Origin of the sequence: Pseudomonas brassicacearum, from assembly GCF_003732265.1 — a bacterium.
Classification (GTDB): Bacteria; Pseudomonadota; Gammaproteobacteria; order Pseudomonadales; family Pseudomonadaceae; genus Aquipseudomonas; species Aquipseudomonas brassicacearum_D.
Window position 1 is genome coordinate 41,932 of sequence record NZ_MOBK01000014.1, and the last position, 20,098, is coordinate 62,029.

General features: G+C 60.1%; 21 protein-coding genes. 10 read left to right on the forward strand and 11 right to left on the reverse strand.

Annotated elements, in window-relative coordinates; genetic code table 11:
* Window positions 1-5: 5 nt before the first annotated feature.
* The 4 genes from BK660_RS27995 to BK660_RS28015 form a co-directional block, all read right to left on the reverse strand.
* The gene (locus tag BK660_RS27995) at window positions 6-554 is read right to left on the reverse strand and encodes a cupin domain-containing protein (RefSeq protein ID WP_007946335.1); all 549 of its coding nucleotides are present in this window, start codon (window positions 552-554) and stop codon (window positions 6-8) included.
* Between the two features lie 409 nt (window positions 555-963).
* Complete coding sequence (locus tag BK660_RS28000) at window positions 964-2,247, reverse strand: NAD(P)/FAD-dependent oxidoreductase (RefSeq protein ID WP_123436153.1); 1,284 nt, start codon at window positions 2,245-2,247, stop codon at window positions 964-966.
* 71 nt (window positions 2,248-2,318) lie between these two features.
* Window positions 2,319-3,809: an aldehyde dehydrogenase gene (locus BK660_RS28005; protein WP_123436072.1), complete on the reverse strand. Its 1,491-nt coding sequence runs from the start codon at window positions 3,807-3,809 to the stop codon at window positions 2,319-2,321.
* A gap of 195 nt (window positions 3,810-4,004) precedes the next feature.
* Complete coding sequence (locus BK660_RS28015) at window positions 4,005-5,381, reverse strand: glutamine synthetase family protein (RefSeq protein WP_123436074.1); 1,377 nt, start codon at window positions 5,379-5,381, stop codon at window positions 4,005-4,007.
* 284 nt (window positions 5,382-5,665) lie between these two features.
* On the opposite strand from BK660_RS28015, the gene BK660_RS28020 reads away from it, so the two are divergent.
* The 5 genes from BK660_RS28020 (at window position 5,666) to BK660_RS28040 (ending at window position 10,997) form a co-directional block, all read left to right on the forward strand.
* Complete coding sequence (locus BK660_RS28020; protein ID WP_123436075.1) at window positions 5,666-6,427, forward strand: gamma-glutamyl-gamma-aminobutyrate hydrolase family protein; 762 nt, start codon at window positions 5,666-5,668, stop codon at window positions 6,425-6,427.
* Window positions 6,428-6,797: 370 nt separating this feature from the next.
* Complete coding sequence (gene potA, locus BK660_RS28025) at window positions 6,798-7,940, forward strand: polyamine ABC transporter ATP-binding protein (RefSeq protein ID WP_123436076.1); 1,143 nt, start codon at window positions 6,798-6,800, stop codon at window positions 7,938-7,940.
* Window positions 7,941-7,969: 29 nt separating this feature from the next.
* Window positions 7,970-8,851 carry an ABC transporter permease subunit gene (locus BK660_RS28030; RefSeq protein ID WP_170219144.1) on the forward strand — a complete coding sequence of 294 codons (882 nt, stop codon included), beginning with the start codon at window positions 7,970-7,972 and terminating at the stop codon, window positions 8,849-8,851.
* Window positions 8,848-9,732, forward strand: a complete 885-nt coding sequence (locus BK660_RS28035) for an ABC transporter permease subunit (protein WP_123436077.1) — start codon at window positions 8,848-8,850, stop codon at window positions 9,730-9,732. The genes BK660_RS28030 and BK660_RS28035 overlap by 4 nt, the downstream gene beginning before the upstream one ends.
* Before the next feature lie 167 nt (window positions 9,733-9,899).
* Window positions 9,900-10,997, forward strand: a complete 1,098-nt coding sequence (locus tag BK660_RS28040) for a polyamine ABC transporter substrate-binding protein (RefSeq protein WP_123436078.1) — start codon at window positions 9,900-9,902, stop codon at window positions 10,995-10,997.
* 256 nt (window positions 10,998-11,253) lie between these two features.
* Here BK660_RS28040 and thpR read toward each other — a convergent pair whose 3' ends face one another.
* Window positions 11,254-11,793, reverse strand: coding sequence for an RNA 2',3'-cyclic phosphodiesterase (gene thpR / locus BK660_RS28045; protein ID WP_123436079.1), 540 nt, complete (start codon window positions 11,791-11,793; stop codon window positions 11,254-11,256).
* A gap of 61 nt (window positions 11,794-11,854) precedes the next feature.
* On the opposite strand from thpR, the gene BK660_RS28050 reads away from it, so the two are divergent.
* Window positions 11,855-12,049 (forward strand): hypothetical protein, encoded by a 195-nt coding sequence (locus BK660_RS28050; protein WP_123436080.1) that lies wholly within the window; start codon window positions 11,855-11,857, stop codon window positions 12,047-12,049.
* A 14-nt stretch (window positions 12,050-12,063) separates the two neighbouring features.
* On the opposite strand, the gene BK660_RS28055 is transcribed toward BK660_RS28050, so the two are convergent.
* The gene (locus BK660_RS28055) at window positions 12,064-12,417 is read right to left on the reverse strand and encodes a DUF1428 domain-containing protein (protein ID WP_123436081.1); all 354 of its coding nucleotides are present in this window, start codon (window positions 12,415-12,417) and stop codon (window positions 12,064-12,066) included.
* Window positions 12,418-12,419: 2 nt separating this feature from the next.
* Window positions 12,420-13,505, reverse strand: coding sequence for a hypothetical protein (locus BK660_RS28060; protein ID WP_123436082.1), 1,086 nt, complete (start codon window positions 13,503-13,505; stop codon window positions 12,420-12,422).
* A 425-nt stretch (window positions 13,506-13,930) separates the two neighbouring features.
* Between BK660_RS28060 and BK660_RS28065 the strand changes: the two genes are divergently transcribed.
* Window positions 13,931-14,200 carry a hypothetical protein gene (locus BK660_RS28065; protein WP_123436083.1) on the forward strand — a complete coding sequence of 90 codons (270 nt, stop codon included), beginning with the start codon at window positions 13,931-13,933 and terminating at the stop codon, window positions 14,198-14,200.
* On the opposite strand, the gene BK660_RS28070 is transcribed toward BK660_RS28065, so the two are convergent.
* The 3 genes from BK660_RS28070 to BK660_RS28080 all read right to left on the reverse strand — a co-directional run bounded on the left by BK660_RS28070 (window position 14,197) and on the right by BK660_RS28080 (window position 17,190).
* Window positions 14,197-14,835, reverse strand: a complete 639-nt coding sequence (locus tag BK660_RS28070; protein WP_123436084.1) for a Vgb family protein — start codon at window positions 14,833-14,835, stop codon at window positions 14,197-14,199. The two genes, BK660_RS28065 and BK660_RS28070, sit on opposite strands and share 4 nt — an antisense overlap.
* A gap of 36 nt (window positions 14,836-14,871) precedes the next feature.
* Window positions 14,872-16,083 (reverse strand): helix-turn-helix domain-containing protein, encoded by a 1,212-nt coding sequence (locus BK660_RS28075; protein ID WP_123436085.1) that lies wholly within the window; start codon window positions 16,081-16,083, stop codon window positions 14,872-14,874.
* 276 nt (window positions 16,084-16,359) lie between these two features.
* Window positions 16,360-17,190 carry an AraC family transcriptional regulator gene (locus BK660_RS28080; protein WP_123436086.1) on the reverse strand — a complete coding sequence of 277 codons (831 nt, stop codon included), beginning with the start codon at window positions 17,188-17,190 and terminating at the stop codon, window positions 16,360-16,362.
* A 135-nt stretch (window positions 17,191-17,325) separates the two neighbouring features.
* Here BK660_RS28080 and BK660_RS28085 point away from each other — a divergent pair, with 135 nt between their 5' ends.
* From BK660_RS28085 to BK660_RS28095, 3 genes are all read left to right on the forward strand, one after another.
* Window positions 17,326-17,844: a carboxymuconolactone decarboxylase family protein gene (locus BK660_RS28085; RefSeq protein WP_123436087.1), complete on the forward strand. Its 519-nt coding sequence runs from the start codon at window positions 17,326-17,328 to the stop codon at window positions 17,842-17,844.
* 30 nt (window positions 17,845-17,874) lie between these two features.
* Window positions 17,875-18,126, forward strand: coding sequence for a glutaredoxin 3 (gene grxC / locus BK660_RS28090; protein WP_123436088.1), 252 nt, complete (start codon window positions 17,875-17,877; stop codon window positions 18,124-18,126).
* Window positions 18,127-18,242: 116 nt separating this feature from the next.
* A complete protein-coding gene (locus BK660_RS28095) occupies window positions 18,243-18,674 on the forward strand; it encodes a nuclear transport factor 2 family protein (RefSeq protein WP_123436089.1) in 432 nt (143 codons plus the stop codon).
* 65 nt (window positions 18,675-18,739) lie between these two features.
* Here BK660_RS28095 and BK660_RS28100 read toward each other — a convergent pair whose 3' ends face one another.
* Window positions 18,740-19,942 carry an NAD(P)/FAD-dependent oxidoreductase gene (locus BK660_RS28100; RefSeq protein ID WP_123436090.1) on the reverse strand — a complete coding sequence of 401 codons (1,203 nt, stop codon included), beginning with the start codon at window positions 19,940-19,942 and terminating at the stop codon, window positions 18,740-18,742.
* Window positions 19,943-20,098: the final 156 nt, after the last annotated feature.

A 20,098-nucleotide genomic window follows, 5' to 3' on the forward strand; every position in this document is an offset into this window, starting at 1 on the left:
TTGAATCAGAAGTTCGCAGGGGTATTGGCGCTGATGATTTCCGCTTCATCCTGGCCAATATTGCGAAACTTGTGCGGCAGGGTTGTCGGGAAGTAGTAGCCGTCACCCGCATTCAGCACACTAATCTGCCCATCAACCGTCAACTCAACCGTCCCCCGCGTAACCAGCCCACACTCCTCCCCTTCCGAATGCACTATCGGCTCTTCCCCCGAACTCGCCCCAGGCGCGTATTGCTCGCGCAACAGCCGCATCTGCCGGCTCGGCACCGAAGCGCCAATCAGCAGCAACCGCAGCCCATGACGCCCAAGATCCGGCTGTTCATTGGCGCGGAATACGTATTGGTGCTCGCGCGGTGGTTGGTCGAAGGTAAAGAAGTCCGCCAAAGACATGGGAATGCCTTCGAGCAGTTTTTTCAGGGAGCTGACGGAGGGACTGACGCGATTCTGTTCGATCAGGGAGATGGTGGCATTGGTGACGCCGCTACGCCGGGCCAGCTCGCGCTGGGAGAGTTTGTAGCTTTCGCGTACTAATTTGAGTCGTGAGCCCGTGTCCATGACAGCCTTATGCGAAGAATACTTAAGGGTTATGGGGGTGGATGGCGGGCGACTTTTGGCCGCGAGAGTACCGCTTCCCTGTCCCGGAAATTTGAAAGGCGGGTATTAAATCACGTTTGGGGGTGTTGCTCAGCAGGTTCGATAACTGGTTAGTGAAAAAGCTGAGGGTGCTCATGTCGGCCGGTTCTGCTGTGTGGGTTTTGGGGGTGTCAGGAGGGATTGATGGTGGCTGATTTGGCCTCTTCGCGAGCAGGCTCGCTCCCACATTTGGTTTGGGGTGTTATGGGCACCGGTGATCTCCTGTGGGAGCGAGCTTGCTCGCGATGGCGGTGTGTCAGCTACATCGATGGTGGCTGATATGGCCTCATCGCAAGCAGGCTCGCTCCCACAGTTTGATCGGTGGTGTGAGTCAGATCCCGAACCGGTCGCGCAGTGCGTAGTACGCGGCGCCCATGGCGGTGAGTGGGGCCTGGAAGGTGCGGCCGCCGATCATTGGCATGTGCGGGAGCGAAGCGAAGGCGTCGAAGCGTTCGGCGTCGCCGCGGATCATTTCCGAGATGAGTTTGCCGGCCAGGTGCGAGCAGGTGACGCCGTGGCCGCTGTAGCCTTGCATGTAGTAGGCGTTTTTCTCGATGCGGCCGAATTGCGGCATGCGCGACATGGTCAGCAGGAAGTTGCCGGTCCAGCGGTAGTCGATCTTCACATCCTTCAGTTGCGGGAAGGTCTTGAGAATTTTCGGCTTGATCAGTTGTTCGATGTCGTCCGGTTCACGCGCGCCGTAGACCACGCCGCCGCCGTACAGCAGGCGGTTGTCGGCGGTGAGGCGGTAGTAGTCGAGCAGGTAGTTGCAGTCTTCGACGCAGTAGTTGTTTTTGATCAGGCTGCGCGCAACCTTTTCCGACAACGGTTCGGTGACGACGATTTGCGAGCCGCACGGCATGCTTTTGCTGGTCACGCGATTGTCGAGGCCCTGCGGCAGGTAGGCGTTACCGGCGATCAGCAGGTACTTGGCGCGGACCAGGCCTTTGGCGGTGCGCACGGTGATCGGTTCGCCGTAGGTGATTTCCACTGCGGCCGATTGTTCGTAGATTTTGCCGCCCAGGCCGATGATGGCCGAGGCTTCGCCGAGGGCCAGGTTCAGCGGGTGGATGTGGCCGCCCTGCAGGTCGAGCAGGCCGCCGACGTAGGCATCGGAACCGACTTCACGCTTGATGTCAGCCGTGTCGAGCATTTTCAGGTTCTTGTTGCCGTAGCGCTCCCAGCTCTTCTTCTGCTCGGCCAGGCCTTTGAGTTGCTTCTTGTTCATCGCGGCAAAGATGCCACCGGGCTTGTAGTCGCACTGGATGTCGTAGTGTTGTATGCGCTGACGAATGATGTCGGCGCCTTCGAAGATCATGCTGCCGAGAACTTCGGCGGTTTTGTCGCCGTAGCGTTCTTCGATGACATCGACGTCGCGGCTGTAGGAGTTGACCAGTTGGCCGCCGTTACGACCGCTGGCGCCGAACCCGACTTTGGCGGCTTCGAGGACGGTCACGCTGTAGCCCGCTTCCGCGAGGAACAGGGCCGAGGACAAACCGGTGTAGCCGGCGCCGATGATGCAGACGTCGCAGTCCACCGCTTGTTCCAGCACCGGGAAATCACCGGTGAAGTTGCGTGTGGCGGCGTAGTAGCTGTTTACGTGGGTTTGTTTCACAGAATCTTGTTTCATAGCGTTCTCCGATGGCCACCGGCAGCGTGCCGGCGACCGTCGCTTTTTTATAGGTATTAGAGCTTGATCCAGGTCGCTTTGAGCTCGGTGTATTTGTCGAACGCGTGCAGCGATTTGTCACGACCGTTACCCGACTGCTTGTAGCCACCGAACGGCGCGGTCATGTCGCCGCCGTCGTACTGGTTGACCCAGACACTGCCGGCGCGCAAGCCGCGAGCGAAGGTGTGGGCCTTGCTCAGGTTGCTGGTCCAGACACCGGCGGCCAGGCCGAAAATGCTGTCGTTGGCGATGGCCAGGGCTTCTTCAGCAGTGTCGAAGGTGATCAGCGACAGCACCGGGCCAAAGATTTCTTCGCGGGCGATGGTCATGGCGTTGGTCACGCCGTCGAAAATCGCCGGTTCCACGTACAGGCCGCCGGTGCTTTCGAGGGTGCGGCTGCCGCCGGCGATGAGTTGCGCGCCCTGGTCTTTGCCGACCTGGATGTAGCGCAACACGTTGTCCAGTTGACGCTGGTCGACGACCGCGCCGACGGTGGTTTCCGGGTCCAGGGCGTGGCCCGGTTTCCACGCTTGCAGCGCTTCCACCAGCAGCGGAATGAATTGCTCGCGAATCGAACGCTCCACCAGCAGACGCGAACCGGCGGTGCAGACTTCGCCCTGGTTGAAGGCAATCGCACCGGCCGCCGCTTGTGCTGCGGCGCGCAGGTCCGGCGCGTCGGCGAACACCACGTTCGGGCTCTTGCCGCCGGCTTCGAGCCAGACGCGTTTCATGTTGCTTTGCCCGGCGTAGATCATCAGTTGCTTGGCTATCGCGGTGGAGCCGGTGAAGGCCAGCACGTCGACGTCCATGTGCAACGCCAGCGCCTTGCCGACGGTGTGGCCGTAGCCCGGCAGAACGTTGAACACGCCTTTCGGGATGCCGGCGTCCAGTGCCAACTGCGCAATGCGAATGGCGGTGAGCGGCGACTTTTCCGACGGCTTGAGGATGAACGAGTTACCGGCAGCCAGTGCCGGAGCGAACTTCCAGCTGGCCATGATCAACGGGAAGTTCCACGGCACGATGGCAGCGACCACGCCCGCAGGTTCGCGGGTGATGAGGCCGAGCTGGTCGTGCGGGGTGGCGGCGACTTCGTCGTAGATCTTGTCGATGGCTTCGGCGCTCCAGCGGATCGCGTTGGCGGTCGCAGGAATGTCGATGTTCATCGAGTCGTTGATCGGCTTGCCCATGTCGAGGGTTTCGAGCAGGGCCAGTTCTTCATGATTGGCCAGGATCAGATCGGCGAAGCGGATCAGAATGCGCTTGCGCTCGGCCGGGGCGAGGTTGGCCCAGACGCCGGATTCAAACGTGCGGCGCGCGACGGCGACGGCCGCATTGGCGTCGGCTTCGTCGGTGCTGGCGACGTTGGCCAGGAAACGGCCGTCGACCGGGCTCATGCACTCAAAGGTGTCGCCGCTGAGTGCCGGGCAGTATTGGCCGTCGATGAAGGCACGGGCTTCGATGGTGAGGGACTGGAAGCGTTGTTCCCAGTCGCTGCGAGTGTTTGTCATGGTTGTGACTCGACGCAGAGGAATAAATGATCGTCAGTTAAAACTTGAAATGCAATCCCCTGTGGGAGCGGGCTTGCTCGCGAAAGCGGTGTGTCAGGCGACATAAATGTTGACTGTGCTGCCGTCTTCGCGAGCAAGCCCGCTCCCACATTTGATGGGTGGTGTACGCGGAGAGTGCGTACACCCACAGGTCCATCAAACGGTGTGCAGGTACCAGTTGTACTCAAGGTCGGAGATGGAGTTCTCGAACTCGGCCAGCTCGCTTTCCTTGCACGCCACGAACACGTCGATGTACAGCGGGTCGATGTAACGGGCCATGACTTCGCTGTCGTCCAGCTCGCGCAGTGCATCGCGCAGGTTGTTCGGCAGGCTCTGCTCGTTCTGCTCGTAGCTGTTGCCTTCCACCGGAGCGCCCGGTTCGATCTGGTTGGTCAGGCCGTGGTGAATACCGGCCAGCACCGAAGCCATCAACAGATACGGGTTGGCGTCGGCACCCGCCACCCGGTGTTCGATGCGCACCGAGTCCGGCGAACCGGTTGGCACACGCACCGCCACGGTACGGTTGTCGATGCCCCAGCTCGGGGAGTTCGGCACGTAGAACTGCGCGCCGAAACGACGGTACGAGTTGACGTTCGGGCAGAGGAACGCCATCTGCGCCGGCAGGGTCTCGAGCACACCGCCGATCGCGTGTCGCAGCGCGGCGTTCTGCTCGGGATCCTCGCTGGCAAAGATGTTGTTGCCTTCTTTGTCGAGAATCGAAATGTGCACGTGCAAACCGTTGCCCGCCTGACCCGGATACGGCTTGGCCATAAACGTGGTGTCCATCTCGTGGTCGTAGGCGATGTTCTTCACCAGACGCTTGAGCAACACCGCGTAGTCGCAGGCCTTGATCGGGTCGTTGACGTGATGCAGGTTGACTTCGAACTGCGCCGGGGCGCTTTCCTTGACGATGGCGTCGGCAGGGATGCCCTGCTCTTTCGCGCCTTCGAGGATGTCTTGCAGGCAGTCGACGTATTCGTCGAGGTCGTCGATCAGATACACCTGAGTCGACACCGGACGTTTGCCCGATACCGGCGAACGTGGCGATTGCGGACGACCGTTCACGTTGTCCTGGTCGATCAGATAAAACTCGAGTTCGAAGGCTGCGCAGATGGTCAGGCCCAGGTCATCGAACTTGCGCACGATATTGGCCAACACTTCTCGCGGGTCGGCAAAGAACGGCTGGCCTTCGAGTTCGTGCATGGTCATCAGCAACTGAGCGGTCGGGCGCTTCTGCCACGGCTCAATGCTCAGGGTACCGGGGATGGGGAAGCAGATTCGGTCAGAGTCGCCGATGTCCAGACCCAGGCCGGTGCTTTCCACCGTGGAACCGTTGATGTCCAGAGCAAACAGGGACGCCGGCAGGTTAATGCCTTTTTCGTAGACCTTATGAAGACTGGTGCGCTCGATGCGCTTGCCGCGCACCACGCCGTTCATATCCGCAATCAGAAGGTCGACGTACAAAACCTCAGGATATTTCTTAAGGAATGCGTTTGCTTCGTTGAGTTGAACGGCACGCAGAGGGACCGACATGATGCACCTATTTTTTAGCTGTTAATTATTATGTTCACTACCCTTTCACGAGCCCAGTCAACCCGAACGGCAAAGTGAAGTCAATAGCGAACACTTAGCCCTTCAACCTTTATTTTGGGGCCTTTTATGGGCACGAGAGTGCCAGATCAGTCCTGCACACCACGTAAATGCTGAAGATCGGACGTGTGGCGTTTAGAATTTTTTACATGAGAGTTGTTAATTAAAATCAACAAGGCTAAGCTCCGGAAAAGCTCGTTCAAGTGTGAAACTTCGAGGTGATAAAAATGGCATTCAAGCCATTGATCGGCGTTACTGCATGCGTCAAACAGATTGGCCTGCACCCCTACCACATCAGCGGCGACAAGTACTTGCGTGCTGTCAGCGTCGCGGCGTTGGGGCTGCCTGTGGTCATACCTTCCCTGGGCGAATTGACTGAAATCGAGGATGTGCTCGCGCATCTCGACGGTCTGCTGCTGACCGGCTCTCCTTCGAATGTGGAACCTTTCCACTATCAAGGCCCGACCAGCGCTCACGGCACGGATCACGATCCGGCGCGGGATGCCACGACCCTTCCTTTATTACGTGCGGCCATTGCGGCCGGCGTGCCGGTGCTCGGCATCTGCCGGGGCTTCCAGGAAATGAACGTGGCGTTTGGTGGCAGCCTGCACCAGAAGGTCCACGAACTGCCGGGCATGCTCGATCACCGCGAGGCGGACAGTCCTGAGCTGGCGGTGCAATACGCACCGGCCCATGCGGTGACTGTGCAACCGGGCGGCGTATTTGAAGCCCTGGAGTTGCCGACGGAGTTCATGGTCAATTCGATTCACAGTCAGGGCATCGACAGACTCGCCCCCGGCCTGCGTGCCGAAGCGATTGCGCCGGACGGTTTGATCGAGGCGATCTCGGTGGAGCACAGCCCGACGTTTGCCGTCGGCGTGCAATGGCACCCGGAATGGCAGGTGCTCAGCAATCCTCCTTATTTGAGTATTTTCCAGGCGTTCGGCGATGCGTGCCGGCGACGGGCCGCGCTGCGTAAAAGCCGCTGACTGAATAAACAAACAACCGATTACTGCCCCCGCGAGTCAGACGGGCGTGCCTTTGCGCGCCCGCCCCTCGCGACAGCAACACTGCGATAACAACAAGTACTACCAGGCAGCCAGGACGGCGGCGCCGAATAAGCCCGATGGGTATGGACGATGTCAGTGAGCCAGGTGCAGTCCATGTGGGAGCGGGCTTGCTCGCGAATGCAGGGTATCAGTCGACATCATTGTTACCTGACACACCGCTTTCGCGAGCAAGCCCGCTCCCACAGGGGATCTTCGCTGATCTGACTGACATCGTCCGCCCCCAGGCTTGCAATCAACTATTAAGTCAGGCCGCGTTGGCCCGACGACTGAAACCTGTTGGGAGTTTCACATGGCAAACGCCTCCAGCACTTACAGGAAGGCTCTTGAAGGTCACCAGACATCGAAAAAGGTGTTGTTGAAGGTCGACCGCGTCACCAAGAAGTTCGACGAAACCTGCGCAGTAGACGATGTCTCGCTCGAGATTCATCAAGGCGAAATCTTCGCCCTGCTCGGCGGCTCCGGCTCCGGTAAATCGACCCTGCTGCGAATGCTCGCAGGCTTCGAGCGCCCGACCGATGGGAGGATTTTCCTCGACGGCGTGGACATCACCGACATGCCGCCGTACGAGCGGCCGATCAACATGATGTTCCAGTCGTACGCCTTGTTCCCGCACATGACGGTGGCGCAGAACATCGCCTTCGGCCTCAAGCAGGACCGTTTGCCCGCCATTGAAATCGACGCCCGCGTCGAAGAAATGCTGCGCCTGGTGCACATGACCCAATACGCCAAGCGCAAGCCGCATCAACTGTCGGGCGGCCAGCGTCAGCGTGTGGCCCTCGCCCGCTCCCTGGCCAAGCGTCCGAAGCTGTTGCTGCTCGACGAACCGATGGGCGCACTGGATAAAAAGCTGCGTTCGCAGATGCAACTGGAGCTGGTTGAAATCATCGAGCGCGTCGGCGTGACGTGCGTGATGGTGACCCACGACCAGGAAGAGGCCATGACCATGGCCCAGCGCATCGCGATCATGCACCTGGGCTGGATCGCGCAAATCGGCAGCCCGGTCGACATCTATGAAGCACCGGTCAGCCGCATGGTCTGCGAGTTCATCGGCAACGTGAACGCCTTCGACGGCACCGTGGTGGAAGACCTTGAAGGTCACGCGATCATCCACAGCCCGGACCTGGAACAGAAGATCTACGTTGGTCACGGCGTCAGCACCTCGGTGCAGGACAAGTCGATCACCTACGCGATCCGCCCGGAAAAAATGCTGGTCAGCACGGTCAAGCCGGAGAACCGCTACAACTGGTCCAAAGGCAAAGTGCATGACATCGCCTACCTCGGCGGTCACTCGGTGTTCTACGTCGAACTGCCAAGCGGCAAAGTCGTGCAGTCGTTCATGGCCAACGCCGAACGCCGCGGCGCGCGTCCGACCTGGGACGACACCGTCTACGTGTGGTGGGAAGACGACAGCGGCGTGGTACTGCGCTCATGAAAACACTCAATCAGCAGTTCATGCGGCTGATGCCGAGTGGTCGAAAGCTCGTCATCGGGGTTCCCTTCCTGTGGCTGTGCCTGTTTTTCCTGTTGCCGTTCTTCCTGGTGATGAAGATCAGCTTCTCGGAAGCGGCACTGGCCATTCCTCCTTACTCGGAGATCTACACCTACGCCGAACAGAAGTTTCAGCTGTTCCTCAACGTTGGCAACTACCTGTTGCTGACCGACGATGAGCTGTACCTCTCGGCCTACCTCGGCTCGTTGAAGGTCGCGTTTTTCAGCACGCTGATGTGCCTGGTAATCGGTTTTCCGATGGCCTACGCCATTACCAAGGCCAACAAGGAAACGCAAAACGTCCTGATGCTGTTGATCATGATGCCGACCTGGACCGCGATCCTGATCCGCGTTTACGCGTGGATGGGCATCCTCAGCAACAACGGCCTGCTCAATGCGTTTTTGATGTGGACCGGGCTGACCGATCACCCGATCGAGATCCTCAACACCAACACCGCGGTCTATATCGGGGTTGTTTACGCCTACTTGCCGTTCATGGTGTTGCCGCTGTACGCCAACCTGGTCAAGCACGATCAAAGCCTGCTGGAAGCGGGTTCAGATTTGGGTTCTAGCAACTTCAACAACTTCTGGAAAATCACCGTGCCGCTGGCCAAGAACGGCATCATCGCCGGCTGCATGCTGGTGTTCATTCCGGTGGTGGGTGAGTTCGTGATTCCGGAACTGCTGGGCGGCCCGGAGACCCTGATGATCGGTCGCGTGCTGTGGCAAGAGTTCTTCAACAACCGCGACTGGCCGGTGGCGTCTGCCCTGGCGGTGGTGATGCTGTTGATCCTGATTGTGCCGATTCTGCTGTTCAACCGCAGCCAGGCCAAAGAGATGGAGGCACGGGGATGAAACGTTTCGGTTTTTCAAAAATGATGCTGGTGTTCGGCCTGTCGTTTATCTACCTGCCGATGCTGATCCTGGTGATCTACTCGTTCAACGCCTCGAAACTGGTGACGGTGTGGGGTGGCTGGTCGTTCAAGTGGTACGCCGGCCTGCTCGACAACACGCAACTGATGGGCTCGGTGGTGCGCTCGCTGGAAATCGCCTGCTACACGTCGGTGGCCGCAGTCGCACTCGGTACGCTGGCGGCGTTTGTGCTGACTCGCGTGACGCGCTTCAAGGGTCGTACGCTGTTCGGCGGCCTGGTGACGGCGCCGCTGGTGATGCCGGAAGTGATCACCGGTCTGTCGCTGTTGCTGCTGTTCGTGGCGATGGCGCAGTTGATCGGCTGGCCGCAGGAGCGTGGCATCGTCACGATCTGGATCGCCCACACCACGTTCTGTGCGGCGTATGTGGCGGTGGTGGTTTCCGCCCGTTTGCGTGAGCTGGACCTGTCCATCGAAGAAGCGGCCATGGACCTCGGGGCCAAGCCATTCAAGGTGTTTTTCCTGATCACCATTCCGATGATTGCGCCTTCGCTGGCAGCCGGCGGCATGATGTCGTTTGCCTTGTCGCTGGATGACCTGGTGTTGGCTAGCTTCGTGTCCGGACCGGGTTCGACGACCTTGCCGATGGAAGTGTTCTCGGCGGTGCGTCTGGGCGTGAAGCCTGAGATCAACGCCGTGGCCAGCCTGATTCTGCTCGCCGTTTCGATCGTGACCTTCATGGTCTGGTACTTCAGCCGCCGCGCTGAAGCCACCCGTAAACGTGCGATCCAGGAAGCGATGGACCAGACCGCCAGCGAGTCGTGGAAGCAACCGAACAAGCAAATGGCTGGAGCAACGGCTTAAAGCCGTTGTTGAGTTAACTGTGGCGAGGGAGCTTGCTCCCGCTTGAGTGCGCAGCACTCACAAAGTTGGCAAGGTGCCAGAATTTTTGGGGCCGCTGCGCAGCCCAGCGGGAGCAAGCTCCCTCGCCACAGGTTTTGTGTTCTAAATAAAAGAATGGAGTTGTACCGATGAAAATGTTTGGCAGGACTCTGCTGACACTGTCCTTATTGTGCGCGATGGTTACCGGCGCCCAGGCCAATGACAAGGTACTGCGCGTCTACAACTGGTCGGATTACATCGCCCCGGACACCGTCAAGAAGTTCGAAGACGAGACCGGCATCCGCGTGACCTACGATGTGTTCGACAGCAATGAAACCCTTGAGGCACGCTTGCTCGCAGGCAAATCCGGCTACGATATCGTCGTGCCATCCAACAGTTTCCTGGCCAAGCAGATCAAGGCCGGCGTCTACCAGACGCTGGACAAATCGAAGCTGCCGAACTGGAAAAACCTCAACCCGGTCCTGCTGAAAAACGCGTCCGCCAGCGACCCGGATAATGCTCACGCCTTCCCGTACATGTGGGGCTCGATCGGCATCGGTTTCAATCCGGCCAAGGTCAAGGAAGTGCTCGGCGCCCATGCACCGACCAACTCCTGGGACTTGCTGTTCAAACCGGAAAATGCGGAAAAACTCAAAGCCTGCGGTATCAGTTTCCTCGATTCGCCAACGGAAATGCTCCCGGCTGCCCTGCACTACCTGGGCTACCCGGTGAACTCGCAGGACAAAGGCCAGATCGCCGAAGCGGAAGCGCTGTTCATGAAGATTCGCCCTTCGGTGGCGTACTTCCATTCGTCGAAGTACATCTCCGACCTGGCCAACGGCAACATCTGCGTGGCAGTCGGTTACTCGGGTGACGTCTTGCAAGCCAAGGCCCGCGCCCAGGAATCGGGCAACGCGGTGAAGATCGACTACAGCATCCCGAAAGAAGGCGCCGGCAGTTTCTATGACATGGTCGCCATTCCTCGGGACGCGGCGAACGTCGAGAACGCCTACCTGTTCATGAACTTCCTGATGCGCCCGGACATCATTGCCGAGATCACCAACAACATCGGCTACAGCAACGCCAACGCGGCGGCGACGCCGTTGGTGGATGAAGCGATTCGCGATGATCCGGGATCGTATCCGCCGCAGGATGTGATGGCGACGTTGTATGCGATTCCGGATATGCCGATCGGGATTCAGCGGGTGATGACCCGGGGCTGGACGCGGGTCAAGCTCGGGAAGTAATCGCTGAATCCGAGACCACCATCGCGAGCAGGCTCACTCCCACATTTGATCTGTGGTGGACACACATTTTGTGCCCGACACATCACCCCTTGTGGGAGCGAGCCTGCTCGCGATGAGGCCATCACTGGCAACACAAAATTCAACTGTTTCCGTTCCCGCAGCGCCTTACCACCGCTGCCCGCTCCCTGCAGCAGAACGGCCTCACCTGGCTTCCTCGGTTAAGGTGAATTTGGGCGCCCTCCTCGGGCGCCTTTTTTTAGACGGGCACCAGCGGCCATTCGGCCAACGCCCGATAACGCCCCTTATGCGATTCAAACAACACAAAGTGATCCGCCCGCAGGAAAAATTCCGGCGGCGTCGCGGACTCAGGCACCGGCAGCCGATAGTCACGCATCAAGGTCAAATGCGGCCGAAACTCCTTCGCCGTCTCCTCCAGCCCAAACGGCAACATCGCCTGCTCCAATGCATACACCAGCCGCAACAACTCCGGCGGCGCCTGCTCCGGCGCGAGCACCAACACTCCGGCCCTGCGCCAGACCTCCAGCCGATCAAGCACCACCCTCAACGCCACGCCCGGCACGTGAACCTTGGCGGCAACCGTGCAGATCTCGCCGATCTGCGCCACGCCGACCGCGCCCAGAAACAACAACGTCAGGTGAAAGTTATCCGCTGGCACCGGCCGCCCGCTGCGCAGTTCAAGCGCGCTGCGCCACTGGGCAATCGCCTTGCGTTGCTCGGGCGGGCAGTTCAGGGCAAAAAACAGCCGTTTGAGCGGTTCATGGGATTCGTCGCTCATGCCTGGCACCTCCTGACATGCACGTTATAGTTGAACCAACCGAAAACAACGGGAGGGGGCCATGCGGCAGATCATCAGCAAAGAGCCATGGTGGGCAATGCCACCGCAACCGGGGCAGGATGAGTCCGAGCTGGAATGGGGCTGGCTGGTTCACTATAGCGAAGGTGAGCCACGTTTCGAGTTCGTCAGGGAGCGGCCGACGGACAACGAGATCCATAATCGCAAGAGTTGCCGGATCACCCCGAGCGCAGAGTGATCCGGGAGGTCGTGTCAGGACTGATAGAGGATGTTGAAGCCGCCGAAGATCATGCGCTGACCATCGAACGGCATTGCATTGACGTCCGGTTGCATGCGCGGGTCGGCCATCATTTTCTGCATGCCGGCGTTGCGGGTCGCCTTGTCTGGCCAGATGATCCAGGAAAACACCACGGTTTCATCTTCCTTGAGTTTCACCGCCATCGGAAAAGAGGTCACTTTGCCGTCCGGCACGTCGTCGCCCCAGCATTCAACAATGCTCAGGGCGCCGTTCTCCTTGAAAATCGTGCTGGTGATTTCGGCGTGCTTCTTGAACTGCTCGCGCTTGGCGGTCGGTACGGCAATCACACAGCCATCGACGTAAGACATGGTCATTCTCCTGAGGGGGGTTGAGGGTCGATCTGCTGGTTAGTCGATTGCGTCGGGCTCCAATCGACGTCACCGCCTGGCGAACCGACCGACGGTGGCGCGGCGCTCGCCGCCAGGTTGCCCTCGATTTGACCCGCCATGTACAACGTCCCCGCCATCACGCCGGTCGTCGGATTCTGCACCAGCTTCAGCCAGGCCTTGTCGAACGTGTTGCCCAGGCTGCTGCGAATCAGCGCCTCGCTGTCGGGCCGGTCGGCGGCTTGAATCAGTGCACGAATCCCGGCCACGCCGACGGTGATCAAGCCTCCGGCCAGTTTCCCCGCCGCTGCGGCGACCGCGCTGGCAGCCCCGCGCGGGGCCATTTCGGCTTCCATGCGCTGACTGGCACGCTTGGCCACAGGCGCCATGGCGGTGTCGGTCGAACCGACGCCTTTGTCACCGCCGGCCTTGTGGATCTTGTCGATCAGCGCCGCGTAGGCCGGCAGCGAGTTCAAGGGGTCCGTATGGACGACCTGATAGAGCGAGGCATTACGCGCCGGTGGCGGCCCGAGGGCGATGGCGGGGATTTTCTGGATGCGCCCGTTGAGCTGGGCCATCGGTATGCCGTGACGTTTGGAAGTTTTGTGCAGCTCTTCCTGAAGAATGTCCACGTAGAACGCCGTGGCCTGGCCGAGAATCGCATCGGGATCAATCTCGACTGCGACCGGCGCCAACACCCGCTGCTGGTATTGCTCGAGCAAATACTCCGCCAGGCGCTTGGCCGAGGCATCCTGCTCGCCCTTGGCGCTGATGGTGTACCAGCTGACCTTCATCGACAGCCATTCCTGGGTCCAGTAACTGCTGAACCAGGGGATGAAGTTTTCTTCGGTCAGTTGGTAGACCCGCGTGCGCCAGTAATCCATGGCCCCGCGCGAGTAGATTCGGGTCTGTTCGGTGGCCGATTGCGAGGCTTCGACGATTTCGCGATCCACCTGATGCCACGTGCTGTCGGGTACCACCACGACCACCTCCACCACCGGCGCGCGCACAGGCATGGCGCAACCCGCCAACACCACCAACACGGCGACGATCAGCGAACGCAGGTTCAAGATCGCGGTTTCCTACAGTCGCCCTTGGGCAGAATGCCCGGAACTCACAGGCCTATAGGTTTGAGTATAGGACTCGGCAATTGTTCGCTTGTGGTTCGTGGTGCACTTTAGGCCGCCTTCGCGAGCAAGCCCGCTCCCACATTTGACCGCATTCCCCTGACACAACTCGATCAAATGTGGGAGCGGGCTTGCTCGCGAAGGGGCCCGAAAGAACACCATCACTAATGTTGATATACACCATCGCGACGAATGCCTTCCGCAATAAAACCGCCTGGAGCACCATCACCCCATCACAACGCAACGCCCACATCGGAGGGCCACATCATGTTGATCCATCTCCTGACCTGCCTGGCCCTGACGGCCGTTACGCTGACCCTGTTTTCCCGTTTCTTCCTGGACATCGGTCAGACCGAGGAGCAACCATCATGATTCACTCCGTCAGCCTTTGCGTGAGCTTCCCGGTGTTCGGCACCAACTACTACGCGCAGGAATTCGTGTCGCGCAAAGAGCTATCACTGGTGTTTGACGAAAGTTTCGAAGCGTTACTGATGCCAGCAGCAGCCAACCACTTCAACAACGAAGTGGTCGGCCTCAACGATCAGTTCCGTTTTCTCAATGACGTGCTGGTTGAGCACTTGCTGGAGATCGAACTGGCCCGGAGCGCGCCCCACTCGTCGCGTCAGTTTACGTTCTAGGAAGTCACGGGCCGGCGCACGGCCCGTACTTTGCCGCTGTTGCCCCCGCCACAGAAAAACCGCTCGCCACCATCCGACTCAAGGCCTGACACCCCCACCCCTGGCGGCATTTCGACGGCCTCCAGGACTTTACCGGTGGTCGGGTCAATCCGCCGCAATTCGCTCTGATCTTCCTCCCAAGTGCCGTGCCAGAGATCGCCGTCCACCCAGGTCACGCCGGTGACAAAACGGTTGGACTCGATGGTGCGCAGAATGGCCCCGGTATCGGGGTCGATCTGATGGATCTTGCGCGCCCGATACTGACCAACCCACAGCGTGCCTTCCGCCCACGTCAGCCCCGAATCGCTGCCACCGCCGGGCGCCGGAATCGTGGCGAGCACGCGGCCGCTTTCGGGATCGATCTTGTTGATGTGTTCCCCGGCAATCTGGAACAAATGCTCGCCGTCGAAGGCGGTTCCGGCGTCTGCGGTGATATCCAGCGAACGCAGCGGCTTGCCACTGTCCGGGTCGAGGGCGTTGAGCTTTTCGCCGGAAGCGAACCAGACATGCTGGCCGTCAAACGAGACGCCGTGCACGCTGTCGACGCCGGGAAACGGGCCGTATTCACGGATGATTTCAGCGGTTGAACGTTTCATGGTTGCATCCTCTTCACTGGGTGTGTGGAGTGGAGCCTAATCACCCGGCAACAAAGCCGTGAGTAACAAAGTCGTCGCGAATCCCGGCATCGGTGGCGTCATCCAGCGACGAGCGCGGCCACGACCAAACGCCTGGACTTTGCCGGCGACCGCCAGCGAATCAAGCGCCCGTTGCACGCTGCGCTGACTCGTACCCAGCGCCAACGCCAGCGCAGAACTCGACCACGACTCGCCATCCGCCAGAAACGCCAGCAGCGCCGCGTGCTGCTCCTCGACCGGCCGTGCCAGCACCACGACGTCCGGCGACATCAGTGCAAAACCGCGTTTTGTCGCGGTGATCCCGGCCAGCGGTCGAAGCGCCGCACGCAGCCGTCCGACTTCAACGCGCAACCGCGCACGGTGGGATTCGTCACTGAGTTTCAAGCGGAAAGCACAGGCGATGAGTGTTTCGCGGGTGACATCGGCAGGCCAGGCTTCGGCCAATGCTCGCGCGAGGGTAAACAACACCGGGCGCCTGGCCAGCGACACCGACATACCAGCGCCGCGCACCGAGTATCGACAGGCGTCGACTACCAGCGACGTTGAGGTGAGCAGCGTTTCAACTTCATCCAGCATCAGCGGTCGCGCCTCGCCGCGGCTGATTAACCGGGCGGCAGGGGCGTTCAGGACGTGAGCGACGTTCTCGACTTCCGCGCTCAACGCCGGGATCCCCGCCTCGCCGGCGAAGCGCCCGGCCCTTTCCAGCGCAGACCGCGCCTTTTTGATCTCCAGCCGGCGCATGGCGATGCCGGCCACCACCAATTCATGGGCGGCGCGCAAGGCCGGCGGCAAGGGCGCAGGGTCCAGCTGGGCGAGCCGATCCTCGACCTGATCGAGATGACCGATCAGCAATAAACGCCGGATCTCCAGATACCGCGCGTGAGCCGCGTTCACCCAATCGCCATGGGCCTGAAGCGTTGCCCGCGCGGCGTCGAGGGCTTTTTCCGGCCAGCTCAAATCGCGAGAAGCCAGGGCAATTTCGGCCTCGGCCACCACGCAGCGGGCTCGGGCCATCGGCTCTTTTGGACCAAATGCGCGCGCCGCCCGTTTGACCAATGCCTTGGCCCGCTCCAGATCGCCGAGCTGGGCCATGGCGATACCGCGCAATGCCAGCGCCGGCGCATCTTCGCGTAGGGCCACCCGGTTCAACGCCCCGAGGGGATCACCCGCCGCCAGTGCGCGGGCGGCGGCGGTGATCAGCGAGTCCATGTGAATCGCGCCACGGTGGTCACTCCCTTCGTTGGATGTCCGCTGGTTAGTCTATCTCACGATCCTGAAACCCTGTGGCGAGGGGGCTTTTGTGGAAGGAGGTTTTTTGTGGCGAGGGGGCTTGCCCCCGTTGGAGCGCGCAGCGGTCCTGAAATGGTTAGGGCTACCACCCATTAGAACCGGTGTGATTTTGCGGTCGCTGCGCAACCGAACGGGGGCAAGCCCCATCGCCACAAAAGCCCTCTCATCTCAGGGGTGAGGGCCAGCTTGCAAACGTCACCGCGGACGTTTGCCGGCCTGTGTCCATTCTCGCGGGCTGACCCCGGTTTTGCGGCGAAACGCCCGGGCCAGTGCCGAGGGGCTTTCGTAGCCGACTTCATCGGCGATCAGCGCAATCGACTTGCCTTCGCGCAACCGCTTCTGCGCCAGGCTGATGCGCCAGCTCACCAGATAGTCGACCGGGGTCTGCCCCACCACTTGACGAAAATGCTCGGCAAAGCTGGCGCGGGACATGTTCGCCGCCGCCGACAGTTCGGCCACGGTCCAGGATTTTTCAGGTGCGTCGTGCATCAGGCTCATGGCCCGTGCCAGACGCAAATCGGCGAGGCCGGCCATCATGCCGGGGCTCTGAGCGCGGTCGCTGAGGATATGCCGCAGCAGCTGGATCACCAGCAATTCGAACAGTCGATCCATCATCGCTTCACGGCCACAGATGCCGCCGAAGGCTTCGCTGAACAGCCAATCCAGAGTACCGGCCATCGTCGGAAGGCTGTCGAGCTTGAGCAGCAGGAAATCCGGCAGCGCGGCGGCCAAGGCATTGCCGGCACCGCCGTCGAAATCCAGTGTTGCGCACACCAGTTGGGCGCCCGAGGCTTCGCTGGCGAATAAACGGTGGCGATAAGGTCGCGGGAAAAAAATCAGCGTCGGCTCGGTGAGCACCTGGTCGGGCTCCTCGGCCAGTTTCAGCGTCACTTCGCCGGCCTGCAATAGGTGCAGATGCCCGGTTGACTGGTCGCCATCAAACACCACGGAGCCGCAAAAATGCCCGCTGTAGAAGCTCCCGGCACTGACGCCAAAGTGGGTGAGTAACGTGGACAAGCGATCCATGGCACGGCTCCCGGGCGAATATCTGGACGATCTGTCGCATATCCTCGACGATTTGCACCCTAAAGGCCAGCGCCGCCCCATAGCATAGACCCCGTACCCAGCGCACACCGCGCTTGAATCGACGGAGCAATACCCATGAGCCGCATCACTGCCCTGAGTCTCGAACACGCTACTGACACTACCCGCCCACTGCTGGAAGGCGTACAGAAAAAAATCGGCTTTTTGCCGAATGTCTTCAAAACCCTCGCGCACGCCCCTGCAGTACTCGCGGCCTACCTGCAACAAAGCGCGACACTGGGCAAAACGTCCCTGAGCGCGACGGAAAAAGAAGCGATCTTTTTGGCCACCTCGCAAGTCAACGGCTGCGATTACTGCCTGGCGGCGCACACGTTGTTCGCCGGTAAAGCCGGGCTCTCCGCGCAAGACATCCTCAGCGCCCGTCACGGCCAACTGAATGCCTTCGCCACCCTCGCCCAACAAATCACCGAAAGCCGTGGCCATCTCAGCGTTGAACAACTCGACGCCGCACGCGCGGCCGGCATCACCGACGCCAAGATCATTGAAGTGGTGGGCCATATCGCGGCACAAACCCTGACCAACTACCTCAACAACCTCGCCCTCACCGAGATCGACTTTCCCGCCATCGATGCGTGAACACGGGCAATAAATTCAGGAGTATCGACAATGAACAGCGTGACGATCTACACCACCGACACCTGCCCCTATTGCCGCAACGCCAAGGCGCTGTTGGCCAGTAAAGGCATCACTGCGCAGGAAATAAACGTCCAGTCCAGCCCCGGCAAATTCGCGGAGATGCTTAGCCGCAGCGGTCGTCGCAGCGTGCCGCAGATTTTCATCGGCGACACCCATGTCGGTGGCTTCGATGACCTGGCCAAGCTGGACCGTCAGGGTGGTTTGCTGTCGATGCTGGCCTGAAACCCGCTGCCCGTGCACGACCTTGAACAAGGGTCGTGCCGGGTATTCTCTAAACGCTTTAGAGGTTGTACGATGACCGACGAGTCACCCTTTCCCATAACAACAAGGAAACACCTATGAAGAACGTCAAACTGCTGGTCGGTTTTCTATGCCTCTTCAGTGGCTATGTCGCCGCCGCCCCGGCACCGGGCGAGAAGGAGGTCGCCAGCGCCGTCGACCATCTGACGCAAGCCATGCTGCACAAGAACATTTCCGAACTTAAAACGCTGACCGCCGAGAACCTGACCTACGGGCATTCCAGCGGCAAGGTTCAGGACAAGAACGACTTCATCGCCGACATCGAAACCGGCAGAAGCGCCTTCAAAACCCTTGAAATGCAAAACCAGACCATCAACGTTTCCGGCGACGTAGCGTTGGTGCGCAATCATTTCTCGGCCCAGGCACTCAAGGGTACCGAAGTGATTCCGACCGAAATCGAGAACTTCCAGATCTGGCAGAAGAAGGATGGCAAATGGTTGCTGGTCGGCCGCCAGGCTTTCCGCATCTAGCTTTCCATATACAAAAAAAGATCCCGCTCAAGGTCACCTGAGCGGGATTTTTCATTGGGGCGCTATCAAGCCACCGGAATCATCGGATCCGCTGCGGCCAACGCGGCGGCACGGTCGGCTGCCGGTGGGTAGATCCACACGGTGTTGATCTGCGTCTTCAGGTTTTTGCCTTCCTGCTTGACCAGTTTGATTTGACGATCCCAACCCTCGGTATAGACCGCGCCCCAGGCGCCCAGGTCCAGGCATGTCACGTACTTGGGTTGGCTGTACGGCGTCGGGTCCACGCCCAGAATCTGCGCCGCCACGTTGTTACCGGCGTGACGCCCCAGCGAGATGGCGTGCTGGCAGGTCATCATCGCGAAATTGCCGATATCGTCGCAGGCCGCGTAAGCCACATCACCCGTGGCAAAGATGTCGTCCTGGCCAATGACTTTCAGATGGCTGTCCACGTGCAGACGGCCTTGGCCATCACGCTCGGCAGGGATTTGCTCGGTCAGCGAGCTGGCGCGCACACCGGTGGTCCAGATCACGGTATTGGCCTCGATGCGCTGACCGTCGGCCAGGGTCACACCGTCCGCATCGACCGCAGCTACCGACGACTTCACGCGCCATTTCACCCCCAGTTCAGCGCTCGCCTCGGCAATCGACTGGCTGATTTCGGCGCCCATCGAAGCCCCGATCTTTTCGCCACGGTCGATGATGATCACTTCAATGTCGGCGCTCTCACCGAGGATTGCCCGCAGACGCGCCGGCATTTCAGTCGCCGTTTCAATCCCGGTGAAACCGCCGCCGGCCACCACCACGGTGTTGCGGGCTTTGCTTTCTGGCTGGTTTGCCAGGGATTTGAGGTGGTTTTCCAGACGCATGGCCTGTTCGATCTGGTCCACATCAAAGGCATGTTCGGACACGCCCGGAGTGTTCGACTGGGCCAGACGGCTGCCGGTCGCCAGAACGAGTTTGTCGTAGCTGACGGCCTGCAGGGTGCCTGAAGCATCAGTGTAGCCGACACTTTTCTGCTGCACGTCGATGGTCTCGGCGGCGCCCTTGATGAACTTCACACCGACGGCATCGAACAGCTCACCGATGGGTGCCGCCAGTTGATGAGCGTTCGGTTCGTAGAAGCGCGGACGCACGCGCAGCTCGGCCTGGGGCGCCAATACCGTGACCTCGACGCCGTTGTGATCATGAAGGTCGAACAGACGGGTTGCGCTCAACGCCGTCCACATGCCGCCGAAGCCTGCGCCGATAACCAGAATGTGCTGTTTCATTGTTTTAACTCCGAGAATGACCAAAGACTGAGCTCGTTGCCGAGCGGACAACGGCGACTATAGTTATCCGAGTTTACATGTGCAATATCCTTTTTACGATGGCTGCCATCATCCACTTCAATACCTCGAAAATCCCGCCAACAGCTTTTATCTATA